This window comes from Leptospira neocaledonica (assembly GCF_002812205.1).
Lineage (GTDB): Bacteria > Spirochaetota > Leptospiria > Leptospirales > Leptospiraceae > Leptospira_B > Leptospira_B neocaledonica.
On the sequence record NZ_NPEA01000005.1, the window covers coordinates 249,154 to 265,895 of the forward strand.

At 40.4% G+C, this 16,742-nt stretch carries 15 protein-coding genes; 12 read left to right on the top strand and 3 right to left on the bottom strand.

What is annotated here, in order from left to right; genetic code table 11:
• Nucleotides 1–25 precede the first annotated feature (25 nt).
• The gene (locus tag CH365_RS10370; RefSeq protein ID WP_100768498.1) at nucleotides 26–2,071 is read right to left on the bottom strand and encodes an adenylate/guanylate cyclase domain-containing protein; all 2,046 of its coding nucleotides are present in this window, start codon (nucleotides 2,069–2,071) and stop codon (nucleotides 26–28) included.
• 225 nt (nucleotides 2,072–2,296) lie between these two features.
• On the opposite strand from CH365_RS10370, the gene CH365_RS10375 reads away from it, so the two are divergent.
• Together CH365_RS10375 and CH365_RS10380 are read left to right on the top strand one after the other, a co-directional pair.
• Nucleotides 2,297–2,527, top strand: a complete 231-nt coding sequence (locus CH365_RS10375) for a type II toxin-antitoxin system Phd/YefM family antitoxin (RefSeq protein WP_100768499.1) — start codon at nucleotides 2,297–2,299, stop codon at nucleotides 2,525–2,527.
• A complete protein-coding gene (locus tag CH365_RS10380) occupies nucleotides 2,528–2,938 on the top strand; it encodes a type II toxin-antitoxin system VapC family toxin (RefSeq protein ID WP_100768500.1) in 411 nt (136 codons plus the stop codon).
• A 107-nt stretch (nucleotides 2,939–3,045) separates the two neighbouring features.
• Here the strand turns inward: CH365_RS10380 and CH365_RS10385 are convergent, their stop codons facing one another.
• Nucleotides 3,046–3,405, bottom strand: coding sequence for an LIC12806 family lipoprotein (locus CH365_RS10385; RefSeq protein ID WP_100768501.1), 360 nt, complete (start codon nucleotides 3,403–3,405; stop codon nucleotides 3,046–3,048).
• 3 nt (nucleotides 3,406–3,408) lie between these two features.
• Complete coding sequence (locus tag CH365_RS10390; protein ID WP_100768502.1) at nucleotides 3,409–4,401, bottom strand: hypothetical protein; 993 nt, start codon at nucleotides 4,399–4,401, stop codon at nucleotides 3,409–3,411.
• Between the two features lie 106 nt (nucleotides 4,402–4,507).
• On the opposite strand from CH365_RS10390, the gene CH365_RS10395 reads away from it, so the two are divergent.
• From CH365_RS10395 to CH365_RS10440, 10 genes are all read left to right on the top strand, one after another.
• Nucleotides 4,508–4,699, top strand: coding sequence for a hypothetical protein (locus CH365_RS10395; RefSeq protein ID WP_100768672.1), 192 nt, complete (start codon nucleotides 4,508–4,510; stop codon nucleotides 4,697–4,699).
• A gap of 5 nt (nucleotides 4,700–4,704) precedes the next feature.
• A complete protein-coding gene (locus tag CH365_RS10400) occupies nucleotides 4,705–5,271 on the top strand; it encodes a hypothetical protein (RefSeq protein WP_425268548.1) in 567 nt (188 codons plus the stop codon).
• Entirely contained in the window at nucleotides 5,268–5,852 is a 585-nt protein-coding gene (locus CH365_RS10405; protein ID WP_100768504.1) for an RsmD family RNA methyltransferase, read from the top strand. The genes CH365_RS10400 and CH365_RS10405 overlap by 4 nt, the downstream gene beginning before the upstream one ends.
• A complete protein-coding gene (locus CH365_RS10410) occupies nucleotides 5,833–8,091 on the top strand; it encodes a sulfatase family protein (protein ID WP_100768505.1) in 2,259 nt (752 codons plus the stop codon). Before CH365_RS10405 ends, CH365_RS10410 begins: the two co-directional genes overlap by 20 nt.
• 71 nt (nucleotides 8,092–8,162) lie before the next feature.
• The gene (carB, locus tag CH365_RS10415; RefSeq protein ID WP_100768506.1) at nucleotides 8,163–11,474 is read left to right on the top strand and encodes a carbamoyl-phosphate synthase large subunit; all 3,312 of its coding nucleotides are present in this window, start codon (nucleotides 8,163–8,165) and stop codon (nucleotides 11,472–11,474) included.
• Nucleotides 11,475–11,754: 280 nt separating this feature from the next.
• A complete protein-coding gene (locus CH365_RS10420) occupies nucleotides 11,755–11,952 on the top strand; it encodes a hypothetical protein (protein ID WP_100723231.1) in 198 nt (65 codons plus the stop codon).
• 250 nt (nucleotides 11,953–12,202) lie between these two features.
• Entirely contained in the window at nucleotides 12,203–13,753 is a 1,551-nt protein-coding gene (locus CH365_RS10425) for a catalase (protein WP_100768507.1), read from the top strand.
• A gap of 57 nt (nucleotides 13,754–13,810) precedes the next feature.
• Entirely contained in the window at nucleotides 13,811–14,392 is a 582-nt protein-coding gene (locus CH365_RS10430) for an ankyrin repeat domain-containing protein (protein WP_100768508.1), read from the top strand.
• 122 nt (nucleotides 14,393–14,514) lie between these two features.
• Entirely contained in the window at nucleotides 14,515–15,996 is a 1,482-nt protein-coding gene (locus tag CH365_RS10435) for a flagellar hook-length control protein FliK (protein ID WP_100768509.1), read from the top strand.
• A gap of 10 nt (nucleotides 15,997–16,006) precedes the next feature.
• Nucleotides 16,007–16,717 (top strand): flagellar hook capping FlgD N-terminal domain-containing protein, encoded by a 711-nt coding sequence (locus tag CH365_RS10440; protein ID WP_100768510.1) that lies wholly within the window; start codon nucleotides 16,007–16,009, stop codon nucleotides 16,715–16,717.
• The last annotated feature ends 25 nt before the right edge of the window (nucleotides 16,718–16,742 follow it).

A 16,742-nucleotide genomic window follows, 5' to 3' on the forward strand; every position in this document is an offset into this window, starting at 1 on the left:
TAATATTTCACACGAATCGAAAAGATCAAACTGCACTCAGTTTCAGATTTAATTCCATTCTTAAAATTTCAAATTTTTCATTCGGAAGAATTCCCTTGGAATCAACAGACAATTCGGGACGTATGGAACTTACAAAGTACATATCCACTTCTCCCTTTCCTTTTGCCTGGATTTTACCTCTATGCTCGCATACAAAAAAATCTTTTACCACTTCGTAGGTGGAGCCTGAGATATTTAAATGTCCGGGTTTTCCTGAAGATTCCATTCTACTTGCAAGATTGACTGCGTCTCCCCAAACATCATAGGCGAATTTATTGGAACCGATCACTCCTGATGTCACAGGGCCTGTATGAACTCCCACTCTTAATTCCCAGAACGGGAGTCCCATTTGTGATTTTGCATTTGCGATTTTATGCATAAATCTTAGAAATTCCAAACCTGCCAAACAATTGTCTACCGCATGCGTAAAATTAATATTTGGAATTCCTCCGGCACACATATAAGAATCGCCGATAGTCTTCAGTTTTTCTAAACCTAAACGAGAAACGACCGAATCGAATTCTGAAAAACAATTGTGCAAATCTTCTACTAGATCTTTGGGCAACATATCTTCTGCAATTTTAGTAAATCCAACAAAGTCTGTGAATAGAATACTTGCAGATTCGTAATATACGGGGGTGACTGATCCTTTGGATTTTAATTCTTCCGCAACAGGTTTAGGAAGAATATTCAATAATAATAAATCTGTGCGGTCTCTTTCTTCCGCGAGTTCTTTTGTTCTTTCTACTACCTTTTTCTCCAAATTGACGGATAATTCTTCGCTGGTATTGAAAGCAGTTGCTATCCTTCTGCCCAATAAAGCTGCATCTGCAAACGTCAATAAGAATAGGCCCGCAGGGGTTAGATATCCGGGTCCAATATGGAATTGGTAAAAAATAAAATCATTCAGAACGGCTGCATAGAATATTCCTAACCCCAATAACATCAGTTTTGCGCCCTGTAAGCCTTTGAATATAGCTATGGCAACCATGATCATACCATATATTCCTCCGAATACGATCAATGCTTGGTAATAAGGGAGAGTATAACTGAAAAGCGCAGGAGGAAGTACTATAATGGAAAGGCATGGTGGAACGGATAACGTTAAAATGACAATCATGGATGTCTTTCTGAACTGGGCAGGATATAAAGTCCTCATGAACATAGCCATGAAGGGAACTCCTAAATAAAAGGAGAGATATTCTACTCTGATAAAAATATTCCAAGGAACATTTCTGAACACTTCTCCTATAAATCTTTCTCCACTGGTAAGTACTCTGGAGGTGATAGCAAGACAGGTAAGAGAGAACCAAAAAATCTCCATTTCTTTTTTGCGAAATAGGAACAGGCCCATATGATACAAGCCCATGATGAGTAGGGCTCCTGCCAAAAATGCGCTAGTCATCCTGTTCCTGTCTCTAGCGGCAAAAATTTTGGAAGACTCGCCAAGTAAGATCGGCATTTGGAAACCGCCATTCCGATGATAGTGATTTGAAATATACATCACTAGATCCACTTGTTTGGCATGAGGAACGGAACTGGTTTGTGCAAGATACTCTGGACTTTCTTCTTCAGGAGAAGGTCCGGGATGCCCATTATAAGCGACTAACTTGCCATTCCAATATAAGGAATATGCGGATCCTTGGCCATCATCGATTCGTATCGCAAGGTCAGGAGCGGTTTCAGGAAGATATACTCTTAGATGATAGGTAATATACCCTATGGCAGGTAACGGCTCTCCGTTTAAAATATGGCCGTTCCATACTCCCGGAATAGGAATGAATCCGCTCGGATCAGAAACAAGATCGTCTTGGAAATTTTTGGGTGGAATGAGTTCCTTCCAGTAATATCGCCAGTCTCCATTTAATTCTACTGTTCCATCATTTGTAAAATCCCAGGTACTAAGATCTAAGGTTCCATTTTCTGCCTTAGGCCTTTCTTTCCCTTTTGCTTGGACACAAGAGAAGAAGAATAGAAAACAAATAAGAATCCCTAAAATGAAAAAACGAGTTGGACGGCCTGAATCACTCATATGCGTAGATCAATAAGGGAGAAAAAAGCAGTTCCAGCGAGCATTTTTTGCGATTCGGTCGGTCCTTCTGGAATTATTTGATAGGGAAATACTTATATCGCTCATTCGAGTAGGTTGGAAAATTTTGGGCATACATTCTTCCAAAATTTAAGCGGAATGCGGATTCTCCCTGAGTTTTCATAAAAAACTGGACATTAGTGACTGGTCATATTATGATTCGAGAGTATGCAACTTTCCGCAGCAGAATTCAAAACCAAATGCCTTAGCTTAATGGACAGAGTCCAAGAAACCCAGGAAGAAGTGATCATCACCAAACATGGAAAACCAGTGGCCAAGTTAGTGACCATTAAAGATAGCACTGCCGCGCGTCTATTCGGCTATCTAAAAGGACGGATCCAGGAGAATGAAGATATTGTTCATAGTTTGGGATTACGTTGGGACGCGGATCTGAAATAGATGATCGTTCTGGATACTCACGCTTGGATTTGGCTCATGGAAGGAGATCCAAGAATGGAAAAAGAACCCATTCTTAAAAAATTATATAAGCATATCCCTCATCGAGGAATATTCGTCTCCGAAATATCCGGTTGGGAAGTCGGGATGCTCGTTGCTAAAAAAAGAATCCAAATCTCAGGAACCTTGAATCGATGGCTACAAGACGCATATAATGCTCCAGGGATCCAACCGCATCGTTTAACTCCGGAAGTAATTGTAGAAAGTGTAAATTTGCCCGACACCTTTCACGGAGATCCGGCGGATAGAATGATCGTAGCGACTGCAAGAGTTTTGAATGCAGATCTTGTTACTAAAGATAAGGAGATCATTAAATACGGTAAAAAGGGGAACCTAAAGGTAATCTCTTTATAGTCTACCGCATGGGCTTCAGGAGCGAAGCGACTATAGTCCTCTTCAAAATTTAAATATTCAAAAAGTATCGATTTAGGGCTTCAGGAGCGAAGCGACTATAGCCCGCTTCAAAACAGATCTTTGATTGCCTTCCAGAGTTTTACGTATTCTTTTTTTCTTTCGTCTTTATCTTTCAATTTTAACAAAGTTTTTTGGAACCCGTTGGTGCCTGTGATCTTAACTCTGTTCTCATTCAGGACTTCTACTTCATAAAAGACTTCGTCCACTTTATAGGAAAAATTCAAGGTGCTTGTGGACTTCATCGGATATTCTTTCTCTTCTAAGATCGCCTTAGAATTTCTAAAATCCAAATATACACACTGTGTATTTTTGAGCATAGGCTCGCAAAATTTTCCCGCAGGAGGAGGCACAGGTTTTACCCCACATCCTAAAAAAGCTAAAAGTATAAGTGAGAAGAAATATTTCATTTTTTAATCCTCTACGGGTAGTTTCGTTTTCAAGGTTTGGTTTTTGGACAGTATCTCTTTTGCAAGAAGTAGAACTTCTTCCTTTCTGTCCCCCGAATTCGGATAATATTCTTCTAATAATACGATCGCTTTTGGTGAAAGGTTTTGGTAATAAAATATCCTTGCTTCTAAAATTTTAGAACTTCCTGTCAGAAAGTCTTCGTTTATGTTTTTTACTCTTCTTAAATAATTTAAGGAAGATACATATTGCCCTGCTCTGAATTCGGACAATGCAATTAGAAAATCGGATTCTCTTGCGGAAAGTAAAAGTGAGCCCGAGATATCTTGCTGAGAAAGTATCTTTTTCAAGAACTCCGTGTTTCCGGAAAGTGCACTTCCTACCAAACAGGTCCAAGCGTAACCTGATTTTAATTCAGGACTTAATTTTTCGGGTTCTATAGAGATCAGAAGTTTGTTCAATGCGGAGCGGCTAAGCTTTTGCCGGATAGATTCTCCGAATGCGATCAGATAACGATTGTCCGTTGATTCTAAAAATTCAGGATCGATTGCCTGTGCCCTAAGCGCCTGTCTATATGAATCTTCTACAAGAGGAAGATAAGAACTATCCTGTTCTAAAAATTCCTGGAAACCGGTGTAAGCAATTTTGGAAAGAGTGACTGAGTCGAATCTAAAACCTAATAGTAAGAATTCGTAATATCCCGAAAGGGCCGAATAATGGTAGGAGATTCCTTCTTTTGGATTAGATATTACAAAATCTTTTGCAGTAGATTTGAATTCTTTAATCTCTCCTTCTTTAGGCTCACCTTTTACGATCCCTTCTTGGAGTAGTTTTCTCTCTTTCTCGAGAAGTAAACGTCTATCTCCTGCGAACAGGTTTTTGATATCTTGTCTGAAAAAAAACGCGATCCCCGCCAAACCTAGGAGGATCAAAAAGAACACTAAAGGTTTGTAATTCGCTTTTTTTCTGTAACTTCTGTGGTTGGCTTGGTAGAGCATGTATAAAGTCAGGTTCTAAAAAAAGCCCGGACCTTTCACTTATTTTTTGGGGTTGGAATTCCTACTCTAGCTTGACTCTCGGACCCCTCCTGGATTCCGTGTAAATATGCCTTATAATTATGATTTTGACGAGGATTACGAAACAGACGGCGACGAGGACTACCTCGATGAGGACGCCGTAACTTTTGTATGTGAGGATTGTGATCATCGTTGGGAAGATGATGCAGACGGATCTTTTGACGGCCCAGAAAATCATATCTGCTCCATGTGCGGCTCTTCAAACGTAATCGAACTCTAATCTTTTTGCGGTCCGGCTTTTTCCAAAAAGTAACGTTTCGGACCGCTTCCATCATTCTTATCGTAATCTTTTTATTATCAAATTCAATCCACTCGGTGGATTTCGACCAGGTCTATGAATATTATAAAAAAGGAAATTACGACACCTTAGTAAAGGTCTCCAGATCAGGTCTTAGATCCGGAGAATTGGATTATAAGATCCTTTTATTATACGTTGCTTCCGAATCCAGCTTGGAAGAGATAGATAAAACACTTTTAAGTATTTATTCCAGATCCAAGGAACAACCTTCTATCTTTTATAATTCCGTTTTTTTATTTTTAGAACGTGCATTGGTTTTAGAATCCTATGAATCGGGGGCTCGCTGGGGTAAAATTTTCCTAAATAAGGGAGAGTCTTCCGTTCGGTACTCCGAAGGTGTTTACACATATGCATGTATATTGTATTCTTCACAGGAATACGAGGCGGCGAATACCGTTTTGGCAAAACTTAAATCTGTACCTACCGATTCTAAATTAGGGAAACGGATCCGGATTTTAGAAATGAATCTGGAAAAGAGAAAAGAGGAAAAATGAAACCGGGAAAAAAATCAAAAGGTCTTCGGATCCAAACCGGGGAATTGAAGGGGAAATTGATCCCTTCTCCAGTTAGCCCTGAGGGTAAGAGTAATTTTACTCCTGCGATCATTAAAAAATCATTATTTGATATTATCGAATCCTTACAGCTGCAAGGCCGTTTGAATATGGAGGATTCTGCATTTGTGGATTTATTTGCCGGTTCGGGACAGATGGGGATCGAATCCTTGAGTAGAGGTTTTGCAAGAGCGGTGTTTTTGGAACTTGCATGGGACAGATTCGAAAGCCTAAAAGGTGTTTTAGATAAATTAGGAAAACCTCATTTAGTTATGCGCAAAGACGCCTTTAGATTCTATTCAGGTTTCGATATTCCTGAAAAAACAAAAGTGTATTTTATGGATCCTCCTTACTCTTTCTGGGAGAAAAAAACGGAAAAATTGAAAAACGTAGTAGAGGAGATTGCTCAAAACGAACCTGGTGTGGCTGCCATTATCGTCCAGTCTCCACTTCCTTTGGATTGGGAAAATTTTACTCCTCGTTCCTTCGGCAGGAATACTTTAAATGTCCGAGTTCTGGTCTAAATTTAAAAATTTTATCCGATCCGAATTTAACTCCGGGAACCCTTGGATCCATTCAGGGGTTTTCGTATTTGTTCTGACTCTTCTATGTCTTCTCACGAATACTTCTCTTCATGTAATGGGAGTAGATATCAGCGAATTTATTTCTCTTTTTTATGGGCTTATCCCTTTGTTACTGAGAGACTTAAGCGGAGTATTCGCTTCCTCTTATGCGTTTTTTGTAGGAGTTGCGATCTTATTTTTAGGTCCAGATTTTTCGAGATGGAAGACTGGGGAGAAGATTGAGATATATAAAATTTATCTAATTTTAGTCTCCGTTTTATTTCTTCTATTTTGTGGATCCGTTTCCGAATATCCACAGGTATACGGAGAATTTTTCTATTATAGGCATTCTTGGGCACTAGGATTCCTATATTTTATTACGGATCATTTTTCGCCCTTCTTCTTTAAATCAGCTTTATTTTTGTTTTTAGCTATCCAAGTTATTCGAAATGGATTGTATTTCTGGCAATCCGAGTCTTATGAATCTTTACTTAGATATGCGGTTTTTATAATATTATTTTATTCTTTTCATATTTTAGGGTCTGCTTGGGGTATTTTGAGTGCTTCCGCTTTTTATTCCTTTGATATTCTAATTTCTCGCTCTAAAAAAGATCTTATCTTTGTTGCAATTGTGATCTTAGGTTTTGGATTTTCTTTTTTTACCAGACCTCAGAGGGAAAACGTTATATCTAAAGAAGCCTTGGAACATTCTTCTAACACGAATGTACTTATCATTTCTGCGGATAGTATTCGTCAGGATCAATTAGGTTTTGTAAAAGGGGAGAAGAATATAACCCCGAATATAGACCGTCTTTCTTCCGAATCTCTTGTGTTTTTAGATCATCATTCTACGATTCCCAGGACATTTCCTTCTTGGGCGGATTTTCTAAGCGGTAAATATTCTTTCGAACATGGAATCCAAGACATGTTCCCGGATAAAGAAGATCGTTCCAAATTAGGAAATACAGTCGCTACACTTCCAGGTATTTTAAGAAAATCTCATAGAACATATGTGGTCTCTTCTTTTGCGGGGGATATTTTTCCTAGGGCAAACTGGGGATTCCAAAATGTGTATGCTCCGAATTTTAGCGCGGAGACATTAACCCAGCAGAGAACGATAGAGTCTCAGGTTTTCTTTCTTCCTGTTTTGACAGGGACATTTTTTGGAGGGGGGGAATATCTCTCTTCTATCCGATCTCTTCCGAGTCTGGGGGATGATTCTCGGATCTTGCCTGATTTATTCTCGGTGTTTGATAAAAAGGATCGCCCATTTTTTGCGCTGTACTTTTCTTCCGTAACTCATTTTCCTTATAGTCCGCCGTATCCATTTTATAAGAATACGGATCCCCACTATTACGGGCCTTCTAAATATTTTCGTTTTGTAGATCCGAGTAATTCTGAAAAGCCTGATAAAAAAGAACAAGAACAGATTCGTTCTATCTATTCTGCTTCCTTGACTGCTTTTGATTTTTCCGTCGGGAAAATTTTAGAAGAGTTAAAAAGAAGAAGTTTATACGACGATACACTTATCATTCTTACCTCAGATCACGGTGAATCCTTGTTTGAAGAGGATCATAGTCACGGTCATGGGGAACATTTGAGAGGAGAAGGTGTCACTAAGATTCCGCTCATTATCAAATTACCAAAATCTTTCGAACGAAAGGAAATCCGGAGTTTTAAAGGGATCACAAGCTCCTTGGATGTATTTCCTACAATTCTTTCCGTTTTAGGAGCTTCTTCCGAAAAGTTTTCTTTGCACGGAAAGGATCTGACCAGGCTTCCGAAGGAAGACAATTGGAGAGAGGATCGTTCTGTGTATTCCGAGACAGGGATTTGGTTTTCGGATCGGGGAGATCATTTCTTCCAAAAGGATAGGATTCGTTATCCGAATATTTTGGAGTTACATACGATCGATCCGAATGACGGGAATAGTGTGACTGTTTCCGATTCGTATGCAAAAGAGACGGTTCTTTTTTCCAAACATAGAATGCTCCAAACCAGGACCAAAAAGCTGATCTATATTCCGAGTCCAAATGGTGTTTTGTATACCTGCTATGACAGGATTTCCGACCCATGGAATACGAAACCTCTCCCAGCTTCTCTTTGCGGAGATTTACAGCGTAAGTTGGATCTCCTACTGGTCGGTTCCGGAAAATGGAGAAAGGCGGGAGACTATTTCCTCCCAAAATCTGAACTTTGATCGGAATGCTTTTTTCTTTCTGTCTCGGAAAGACTTGAAGTACAGGCCAGAATAAAAATCCTGGAAATAATATGCCCAAAAGGGAAGATCTCCGCTCCGTTCTGATCCTGGGATCCGGGCCGATCGTTATCGGCCAAGCTTGTGAATTCGACTATTCAGGCACCCAGGCCGCCAAAGCCCTCCGAGAAAAAGGAATCCGGGTAATCCTTCTAAATTCCAATCCTGCCACTATCATGACTGATCCTGATCTGGCGGATGCCACGTATGTGGAACCTCTGACTGTTGCAGTCGTCCAAAAAATTTTGGAAAAGGAAAAGCCGGATGCGATCCTACCTACTGTAGGAGGTCAAACAGCATTAAACCTTGCATTGGCCTGCCATAATGCGGGAATATTAGAAAAATATAATGTAGAGCTTATCGGCGCCAAAATAGACGCGATCAAAAAGGCGGAAGATAGAGAACTTTTTAAAAAAGCAATGGAGAAGATCGGGGTTAAAGTTCCTCGCTCCGGGCTCGTAACGAATCTGAAAGAAGCGGCAGAGGTCAAGGCTCAGATCGGACTTCCTCTCATTGTAAGACCTGCATTCACTCTGGGGGGAACCGGAGGAGGGATCGCTTACGACGAAGAAACTTTCGACGAAGTTGTAGGCAAAGGTCTCAAGGCTTCTCCAATTAGCCAGGTATTATTAGAACAATCCGTTTTAGGTTGGAAAGAATTCGAGTTAGAGGTCATGAGAGACCTCGCGGATAACGTGGTAATCATTTGTTCCATCGAGAATATAGATCCTATGGGAGTTCATACTGGGGATTCCATCACAGTTGCTCCCCAACAGACACTTTCCGATAAGGAATACCAAAACTTAAGAGATATGTCCATCAGTATCATCCGAGAGATCGGGGTCGAAACCGGTGGATCCAATATCCAATTCGCAGTAAATCCGGCAGACGGGGACGTGATTGTTATCGAAATGAATCCTCGCGTTTCCAGATCTTCGGCGCTTGCTTCCAAGGCGACCGGATTCCCGATCGCAAAGATTGCTGCGTTACTCTCCATTGGATATTCTCTGGACGAGATCAAAAACGATATTACAAGAGTTACACCTGCTTCTTTCGAACCATCTATAGACTATGTGGTGACCAAGATCCCAAGGTTTGCTTTCGAAAAGTTCCCAGGGACCGATGATACACTCGGAGTCCAGATGAAAGCCGTGGGAGAAGCCATGGCAATTGGAAGAACTTTTAAGGAAAGTTTCCAAAAGGCGATGCGTTCCTTAGAGATCGATCGTTTCGGTTTCGGTTCCGATGGAAATTTTGCTGAGTTAGTCGAATTTCATACACTATCTATTCCTCAGAGAAAAGAGAGGATAGATTCATTCTTACGCAGACCGAATGATAAGCGTATCTTCTATGTTAAAAAAGCATTGGAAGAAGGTTATAGTGTAGAACAGATCCACAACCTTTCTAAGATAGATCCTTGGTTCTTATACCAATTCGAAGATCTACAAAATTTAGAAAAAGAATTCGTACAAAAAGGGAATTCTGTTTTAGGAAAACTAAAAAAAGCAGGATTTGCTAATAGGCAGTTAGCCTTCCTTGCTAAAAAAGCGGAGATAGAAAAGGTACTCTCTTCTTCTCAGACTCCTGATAAAAAAAAGGCGGAAATAGGTTCTATTCTCAAAAAAGAAGAAAAGAACCTGGAAGCAATATTAGAATCTTCTAAAATAGAACCTATCTATAAGAGGATCGATACCTGCGCCGGAGAATTCGAAGCTTATACGCCGTATTTTTATTCTTCTTATGACGAAGAGGATGAGACAAACGTAACCTCTAAGAAATCCGTAATCATTCTAGGTGGCGGACCGAACCGAATCGGACAAGGAATAGAGTTCGATTATTGTTGCTGTCACGCGTCCTTCGCTCTACAAGATCTGGGAGTGGAATCCATCATGGTGAATTCCAACCCGGAAACTGTTTCTACGGACTACGACACTTCCGACAGATTATATTTTGAACCTCTTACCTTAGAGGATGTAATACAGATTTATAAAAAGGAAAAACCGGATGGAGTGATTATCCAATTCGGTGGACAAACCCCTCTCAAACTTGCAAAAGATCTGGAAAGTAGGGGAGTTCCAATTTTAGGAACAAGCCCGGATTCCATAGACAGAGCGGAAGATAGAAAACGTTTCGCAGAAGTATTAGAAAAACTGAAATTGATCTCTCCTAAGAACGGAATAGCTACTTCTATGGAAGAGGCTAGGAAAATCGCAAATAATATCACTTATCCTGTGCTTGTTCGCCCTAGTTACGTATTGGGCGGAAGAGCTATGCTTATCATCAGCGAAGAAAAAGAGCTGGATAAGTATATGGAGAAGGCAGAGGAAATTTCAGAAGACAGACCGCTTCTTATAGATTCCTTCTTAGAAGATGCGGTAGAAGTGGATGTGGATGCACTTTGCGACGGCAAAGATGTGTTTATCGCTGGGATCATGGAGCATATTGAAGAAGCAGGGATCCATTCCGGAGATTCTGCCTGTATTCTTCCTCCTCAATCCTTGTCCAAAAAAGTATTAGATGATATCAGAAATGCTACAAGAGCACTTGCATTGGAATTGCAGGTCAAGGGACTTATCAATATCCAATATGCAGTTAAGGAAGAAGTTGTATATGTGATCGAGGTAAACCCTCGTGCTTCCAGAACGGTTCCTTTTGTGTCCAAGGCTCTTGGCCACCCTATTGTAAAATACGCTACCCGTATCATGATGGGTGAGACCTTAAAACAATTACCACTTCCAAAAGAAATGGTGTTCCCTACCGTAAACGTGAAGGAAGCAGTATTACCTTTTAATAAATTTCCCGGAGTGGATACAATCCTCGGGCCGGAAATGAGATCCACAGGCGAGGTAATGGGAATTGCAGACACTGCCGGAGAGGCATTCTTAAAATCTCAATACATGGCCGGAGAAGAACTTCCTTCTAAGGGTACGGTATTCGTTTCTGTAAATGATAAGGACAAAAAAGATCTACTGAAGTATATCAAGGATCTTTCTGATCTAGGATTCATTTTGATCGCCACCGAAGGAACCCATAAGTTCTTATCCGAAAATGGAATACTTTCCTCCAAGATCAATAAGGTATACGATAACCAGTTCCCGACTGCATTAGATTATATCCGAGAGAACAAGATCCATCTTATACTGAACACGCCACTTAGTAGAGTGACTAGAGACGATAGTTTTGCAATCCGCCAAGCAGCGATCCGTTACAAGATCCCATGTTTGACTACTGCGAGTGCTGCTAAGGCTTTAATCAAAGGAATGATGGAGATGACTGATAAAGGTTTCACCATCCGTTCTTTGCAAGAGATCCATAGTTCCAAGTAAGATACGAGTTTTGGCGACTTCTCGCTTGGCGAGAACCGCGCTCTCCGCTCAATCAGCGAAGCACCATAATGATTCTTTAATATAGTGCCTTATACTTTTACGATGGTGCATCGCCGGATTTCCGCTATGATCGCTGTCGCTTGTAGTCAGAATGTCTTCTGATGGATTCGTATTCTTATTCTGCTATTTTTCATATACAGTCATTTTTATCAATAATGAGTCTCAAAATCAATTTGACAATTTTCTAAAGAAAAAGAACCTGATGGGAAAGAGGACATCTATGGAAGAATACTGCCGCCCGATTCGGATTTCAGAAAGGAATTACTTTATCGTGGATTTATGCGCAAATTGCGGACATGTACACCTACATTTTGAGAATGGCTCCTTAAAAATGGATCTTCATAAGTTGGAAGATTTGTACAAAACCGTCCAGGACGCTCACGCTTGGATCCTAGAAGAACTCGCCGGCTATAATTGAGAAATCATTCCAGCCGAGATCTCGACTTATCTAAATTTTCCTAAAACTCTACTTCTTCCCCTAAGTCCGGGCTTCTAAAAGGCCGGACTTTTTATGTTTTTCTGAAGTTCAATTCCTTCCATTTCAAAAAAATAAGAATTTCTGTCATTTTGACCATTTGTTTAGAATAATTCTAATTTTTTTCGGTTTCCAATTATTTTGAATTGATCTAGATTTAGAATAATTCTAAATCTAGATCCGAGGTAGAAATATGAAAACAAAGATTATCTACGGACTTTTGTTCCTAGGAGTTATCTTCTCTCATTCCTTGTCAGCTGAAACTCTGACCCGAGAGAATGGGGCACCGGTAGGTGATAACCAGAACTCTCAAACTGCTGGAGAAACGGGACCGGTGCTTCTTCAAGATTCTCATTTGATCGAGAAATTGGCTCGTTTTGATCGGGAAAGAATTCCGGAAAGAGTGGTGCATGCCAGAGGAACCGGCGCTTACGGAACTTTTATTAGTTATGGAGACCAGAGCGAACTGACCAAAGCAGCGTTATTTTCCAAAAAAGGAAAACAGACTAAGGTATTTGTACGTTTTTCTTCAGTGGTTCATCCTAGCGGATCGCCGGAAACATTAAGAGATCCTAGAGGATTTGCGACCAAGTTTTATACGGACCAAGGTAACTGGGATCTAGTAGGGAATAATCTTCCTGTGTTCTTCATTCGGGACGCCATGAAATTTCCGGACATGGTACATTCTCTCAAACCTTCTCCAGTAACGAATTTACAGGATCCGAATCGGTTCTTCGACTTTTTCGCTCATGTTCCAGAAAGTACGAATATGCTGACTTATTTATATTCCGATTTGGGAACTCCTGCCACGTATCGAGAGATGGACGGAAACGGAGTACACGCTTTCAAATTCGTAAATTCTTCAGGTAAAGTTTCGTACGTTAAATTCCATTGGAAAAGCCAACAAGGGATCAAGACCTTAAATTCGGAAGAATCTGCCAAGATACAGTCTCAAGACTTCAATCATATGACAAAAGACTTATATGATTCCATCACAAAAGGAAACAACCCTTCTTGGGAATTGGAAGCTCAGATTTTGGAGCCGGAGATATTAAACGATTTTGAATTTAATCCTTTGGATGCTACCAAAGAATGGATCCGAATTCCGAATCTGAAAACGGTAATATTAGGAAAAATGACCTTGAATCAAGTTCCGGAGAATTTTTTCGAACACACGGAACAATCAGGATTTGCTCCTTCGAATTTGGTTCCTGGGATCGAACCTTCGGAAGATAGACTTTTGCAAGGAAGATTATTTTCTTATGCGGATACCCAGAGATATAGATTAGGTGTGAATGGTATCCAACTTCCGGTCAATCGACCTATTAATATAGTTTCTTCTCATGGTCAAGACGGAGCCTTAAAATATTCGGAAGGTAAGGGAAATATCAACTACCAGCCGAATTCTTATCAGGGTGGTCAATCTAGATCGGGAGGAAAGTATTCGGAAGATCAGGATTATAAATTCTCCAATTTTAAGCTGAGTGGCACGACCCAGCAGACGATGGTCCGAAAAACTTTAAACTTCAAACAAGCAGGAGAACTGTATAGAAGTTATAGCGAGAAAGAAAAGTCGGCGCTGATCCGTAACTTTGCAGGCGATCTAAAATCCGTCCAAAATCCCAAAATTAAAACTAAGATAGTCGCTCATACGTATGCTGCGGACCCGGAATATGGTGAAAGACTGGCGAAAGAAGTGGGAGTCGAGTTGAAAGAAGTCAAAAAGATCTCAAGCGAACTATAATAATATTTTTCGAATAGAAGATGCGGCCCCTAAAAAGGCCGCAAGGAAGAGTGGATCATGAAGTTATTTTCTTTTTTTATAATATACTTCGTATGCGGTTTCTGTTATTTTTTATTGGCGGAGGAAGAAGGTTATAAGCCAGTCCGAGACGGAAATTCTGCTTTTTACGATTCTGCAAAAATCGGGGATATTGTAGGCCTTGGAAAATTTTTGGATTCAGGGATCGATATTGAATCCAAGGACTCCAAGGGATATACTGCTCTAATCTATGCTGCATACTACGGTCAGGAAGAAGCAGTGGAGTTCCTACTTTCAAAAGGAGCGGATCCATGCTCCAAGGACAATCGTGGAAATACGGCTTTAATGGGTGCCGTTTTTAAGGGCCATCTCGGTATCGTAAAAAAACTCTTCCAATCAAAATGTGTCGTGGACCAAAAGAATTTTTCTGGCCAGACCGCTTTAATGTATGCGGCTCTTTTTGGAAGAACGGAAATTTTTAAGGCATTATTGCAATATGGTGCTGATCCGGATCTAAAGGATGATCTTGGATACGATTCCTTCTACCTAGCGGAAACTCAGGGAAATACCGAAATTTTGGACCTTCTTATGGTAGGAACACCTGCACCAAAAGCACAATAAACTAAGGGAGAACGGATAAGGCTGGAATAAAGCGACATAATCCAATAAAGGAAGAAGATAATCTTATAATTATATCAAGGAATCCACAGATATTTCGATCCTTATACTGCAAGGGGCAAACTATGCAGATCAGAACGGAAGGACCAGGCAGAGAAGAAGGATATTCGCTTTCGGCGGAGCCAAAGGTATCTAATGTTTCTGAAAAAGCTTCCGCCCCTTCGGTGAGTTTTATGGACCTGATGAAGTCTATCCAACTCCGCTCTCAAAAGGTTTTGGAAGAAGGACAAAAGTCCGAAATCAAAGAAGAAAAACCTTCCGAAATGGAAGAATCTAAAGAGCCTGAATTATTCGTAAGATCCGAAGAGGATGAAGTAGAAGAGACCGATTCGGAAGAAGAAGACAATGAAAAATTAGTTCGTCTTTCTGAGAAGAAGGTCCAGAAAGCAGAGTTAGAAGAAACCGATTCCGAGTTAGAAGCGGAGACCGACTCTGAATTCTTGGCCGAAGAATTAGATTCTCCTTTTATCACACAGATGAGTGTGTTCTTGGCAGGACTTGAAGCCAAAAAAGAAAAAGAAGTCTCTGCGGCTGCAAACCAGGAAGAATCCGTATCATTCAAAAAGATCCAAAAACATGTAAAAGAAGAAGCTCCTAAGGCTGAACAAAAAGAAGAAGCAGGAAATGTTTCCGTTCTGAAATTGAGTCAGTCGGAAGAAAAACGTTCTATTAAAGAATCCAAAAAAACTCCTGAAAAAGAAAGTCTGGATGAAGGTTTAAAAAGTTTGGAAGAAGCTCGTAAATTTTCCAAACCAGCCAATGAAGAAAAAATACTTACAGTATTAAAAGATTCTCATAAAGAAAATTTTATTCCCGAATCCGAGAACTGGAAGATCACCAGAGAGAAAAAACAAGAAACTCTTTCTATGGTTTCCAAAAACCAGGCGGCGAAAGCCGCTCAGGTGGAAGAAGCTTCCAAATCGGATACTTCCGGTAAAGGATCTCAAAATCAGGACTTCTCCCAAAGAAACGGGAATGAGACCACATTCACTTTATTAAAAGCGGGTCTCGGGATCGCAGAAAAGAACCCAGAAGTTTCCGGACAAAATTCTAAACCTTCTAAAACAAATCCTGGATCTTCAATGGATCGTGCTCAAATGAAGGAAAATTTTCAGAGGTTAGTTCAATCAGCAAAATTGAATATAGTTGAGAATGGAAAATCGGAAGCCACTCTTAGATTGAATCCGAGAGAATTAGGAAGAGTTTCCTTACGTATTACTGTGGAAGATGATAAAGTCCAAGGTAAAATTTTAGTAGAATCGGATCAGGTTCGAAAATTATTCGCCGGAGATTTGGAGCAACTTCGCAAAGATTTTAAAGAACAAGGATTAGATCTACAATCCTTAATAGTGGAATCCGAGGATTCTTTACGCATGAGTTGGGATGGACAGGACTCTTCTCGATTCTTCGACCAAGAAGGTTTTGGTTTCGAAACTTCAGATTTTTCGAATTCTTCCGATTTGGAAGAAGTTTCGGAAATGGACTCTATAGAAAATTCGGAATTCGCCGAAAAGAATACTGATAAACGCTTAAACATCTTGGTTTAAGGAGAGGATCATGCCTGAAGCAAACGCGGTTTCTAACGAAGCTACACGTAGCCGTTATCTCGAAGGAGACAGAAGTTACGATTTAAGGAAGCATTTTGATAAATTGGAGAAGGAAGAAAAAAGCGGTCTCCAAGGGATCGAGATCCGTTCTACCGCGAAAGCATTAGGAAAAGATGATTTTCTAAAACTGTTGATCACTCAGCTTTCTTCTCAAGATCCTACGAACCCGGTTAAAGACCAAGACTTTATCGCACAAATGGCTCAGTTCTCTTCCTTAGAGCAGATGAATAATATCTCCCAAGGGATCGGCAAGATGACTAATCGCCAAAGTTTCTCCCTTGTAGGAAAGATCGTTTCCGGTCCTGATTTTGTGACCGGAGAGAATGTGGTGGGAACCGCAGGAGCATTGTTCTTCGACGGAGAAGGAAAATCCTTTGTTAGAGTAAACGGTAGAACAGTAGAGATTGATGCGATTACTTTAATCACTGATCCTGCGATCATCAACCAGCAAGAAGGGCAAACTGGAACACCTGCTCCGAAATCTGCAGGGCCTAATGGTGGCTTAGGATCTTCCTCTAATGCAGCTGTTGGACCTTCTACAGCTCAACCGCAACAATTTCCAGATACATTACAAAATCAGAATGATTCTAGTTTTGAAGAAACAAGTTCCGGAGCTCCAGGTTGGAGTTTTCCAGGAAAACCGAACGACAGTAATTATTAATTAAATAGAAAATTTCGAGGTATAA

Coding starts and splice junctions, on each gene's coding strand:
- CH365_RS10425 (WP_100768507.1), top strand. CDS start 12,203: ATGAAAACAAAGATTATCTACGGACTTTTGTTCCTAGGAGTTATCTTC.
- CH365_RS10380 (WP_100768500.1), top strand. CDS start 2,528: ATGATCGTTCTGGATACTCACGCTTGGATTTGGCTCATGGAAGGAGAT.
- CH365_RS10435 (WP_100768509.1), top strand. CDS start 14,515: ATGCAGATCAGAACGGAAGGACCAGGCAGAGAAGAAGGATATTCGCTT.
- CH365_RS10430 (WP_100768508.1), top strand. CDS start 13,811: ATGAAGTTATTTTCTTTTTTTATAATATACTTCGTATGCGGTTTCTGT.
- CH365_RS10420 (WP_100723231.1), top strand. CDS start 11,755: ATGGAAGAATACTGCCGCCCGATTCGGATTTCAGAAAGGAATTACTTT.
- CH365_RS10370 (WP_100768498.1), bottom strand. CDS start 2,071: ATGAGTGATTCAGGCCGTCCAACTCGTTTTTTCATTTTAGGGATTCTT.
- CH365_RS10375 (WP_100768499.1), top strand. CDS start 2,297: ATGCAACTTTCCGCAGCAGAATTCAAAACCAAATGCCTTAGCTTAATG.
- CH365_RS10385 (WP_100768501.1), bottom strand. CDS start 3,405: ATGAAATATTTCTTCTCACTTATACTTTTAGCTTTTTTAGGATGTGGG.
- CH365_RS10410 (WP_100768505.1), top strand. CDS start 5,833: ATGTCCGAGTTCTGGTCTAAATTTAAAAATTTTATCCGATCCGAATTT.
- CH365_RS10440 (WP_100768510.1), top strand. CDS start 16,007: ATGCCTGAAGCAAACGCGGTTTCTAACGAAGCTACACGTAGCCGTTAT.
- CH365_RS10395 (WP_100768672.1), top strand. CDS start 4,508: ATGCCTTATAATTATGATTTTGACGAGGATTACGAAACAGACGGCGAC.
- CH365_RS10405 (WP_100768504.1), top strand. CDS start 5,268: ATGAAACCGGGAAAAAAATCAAAAGGTCTTCGGATCCAAACCGGGGAA.
- carB (WP_100768506.1), top strand. CDS start 8,163: ATGCCCAAAAGGGAAGATCTCCGCTCCGTTCTGATCCTGGGATCCGGG.
- CH365_RS10390 (WP_100768502.1), bottom strand. CDS start 4,401: ATGCTCTACCAAGCCAACCACAGAAGTTACAGAAAAAAAGCGAATTAC.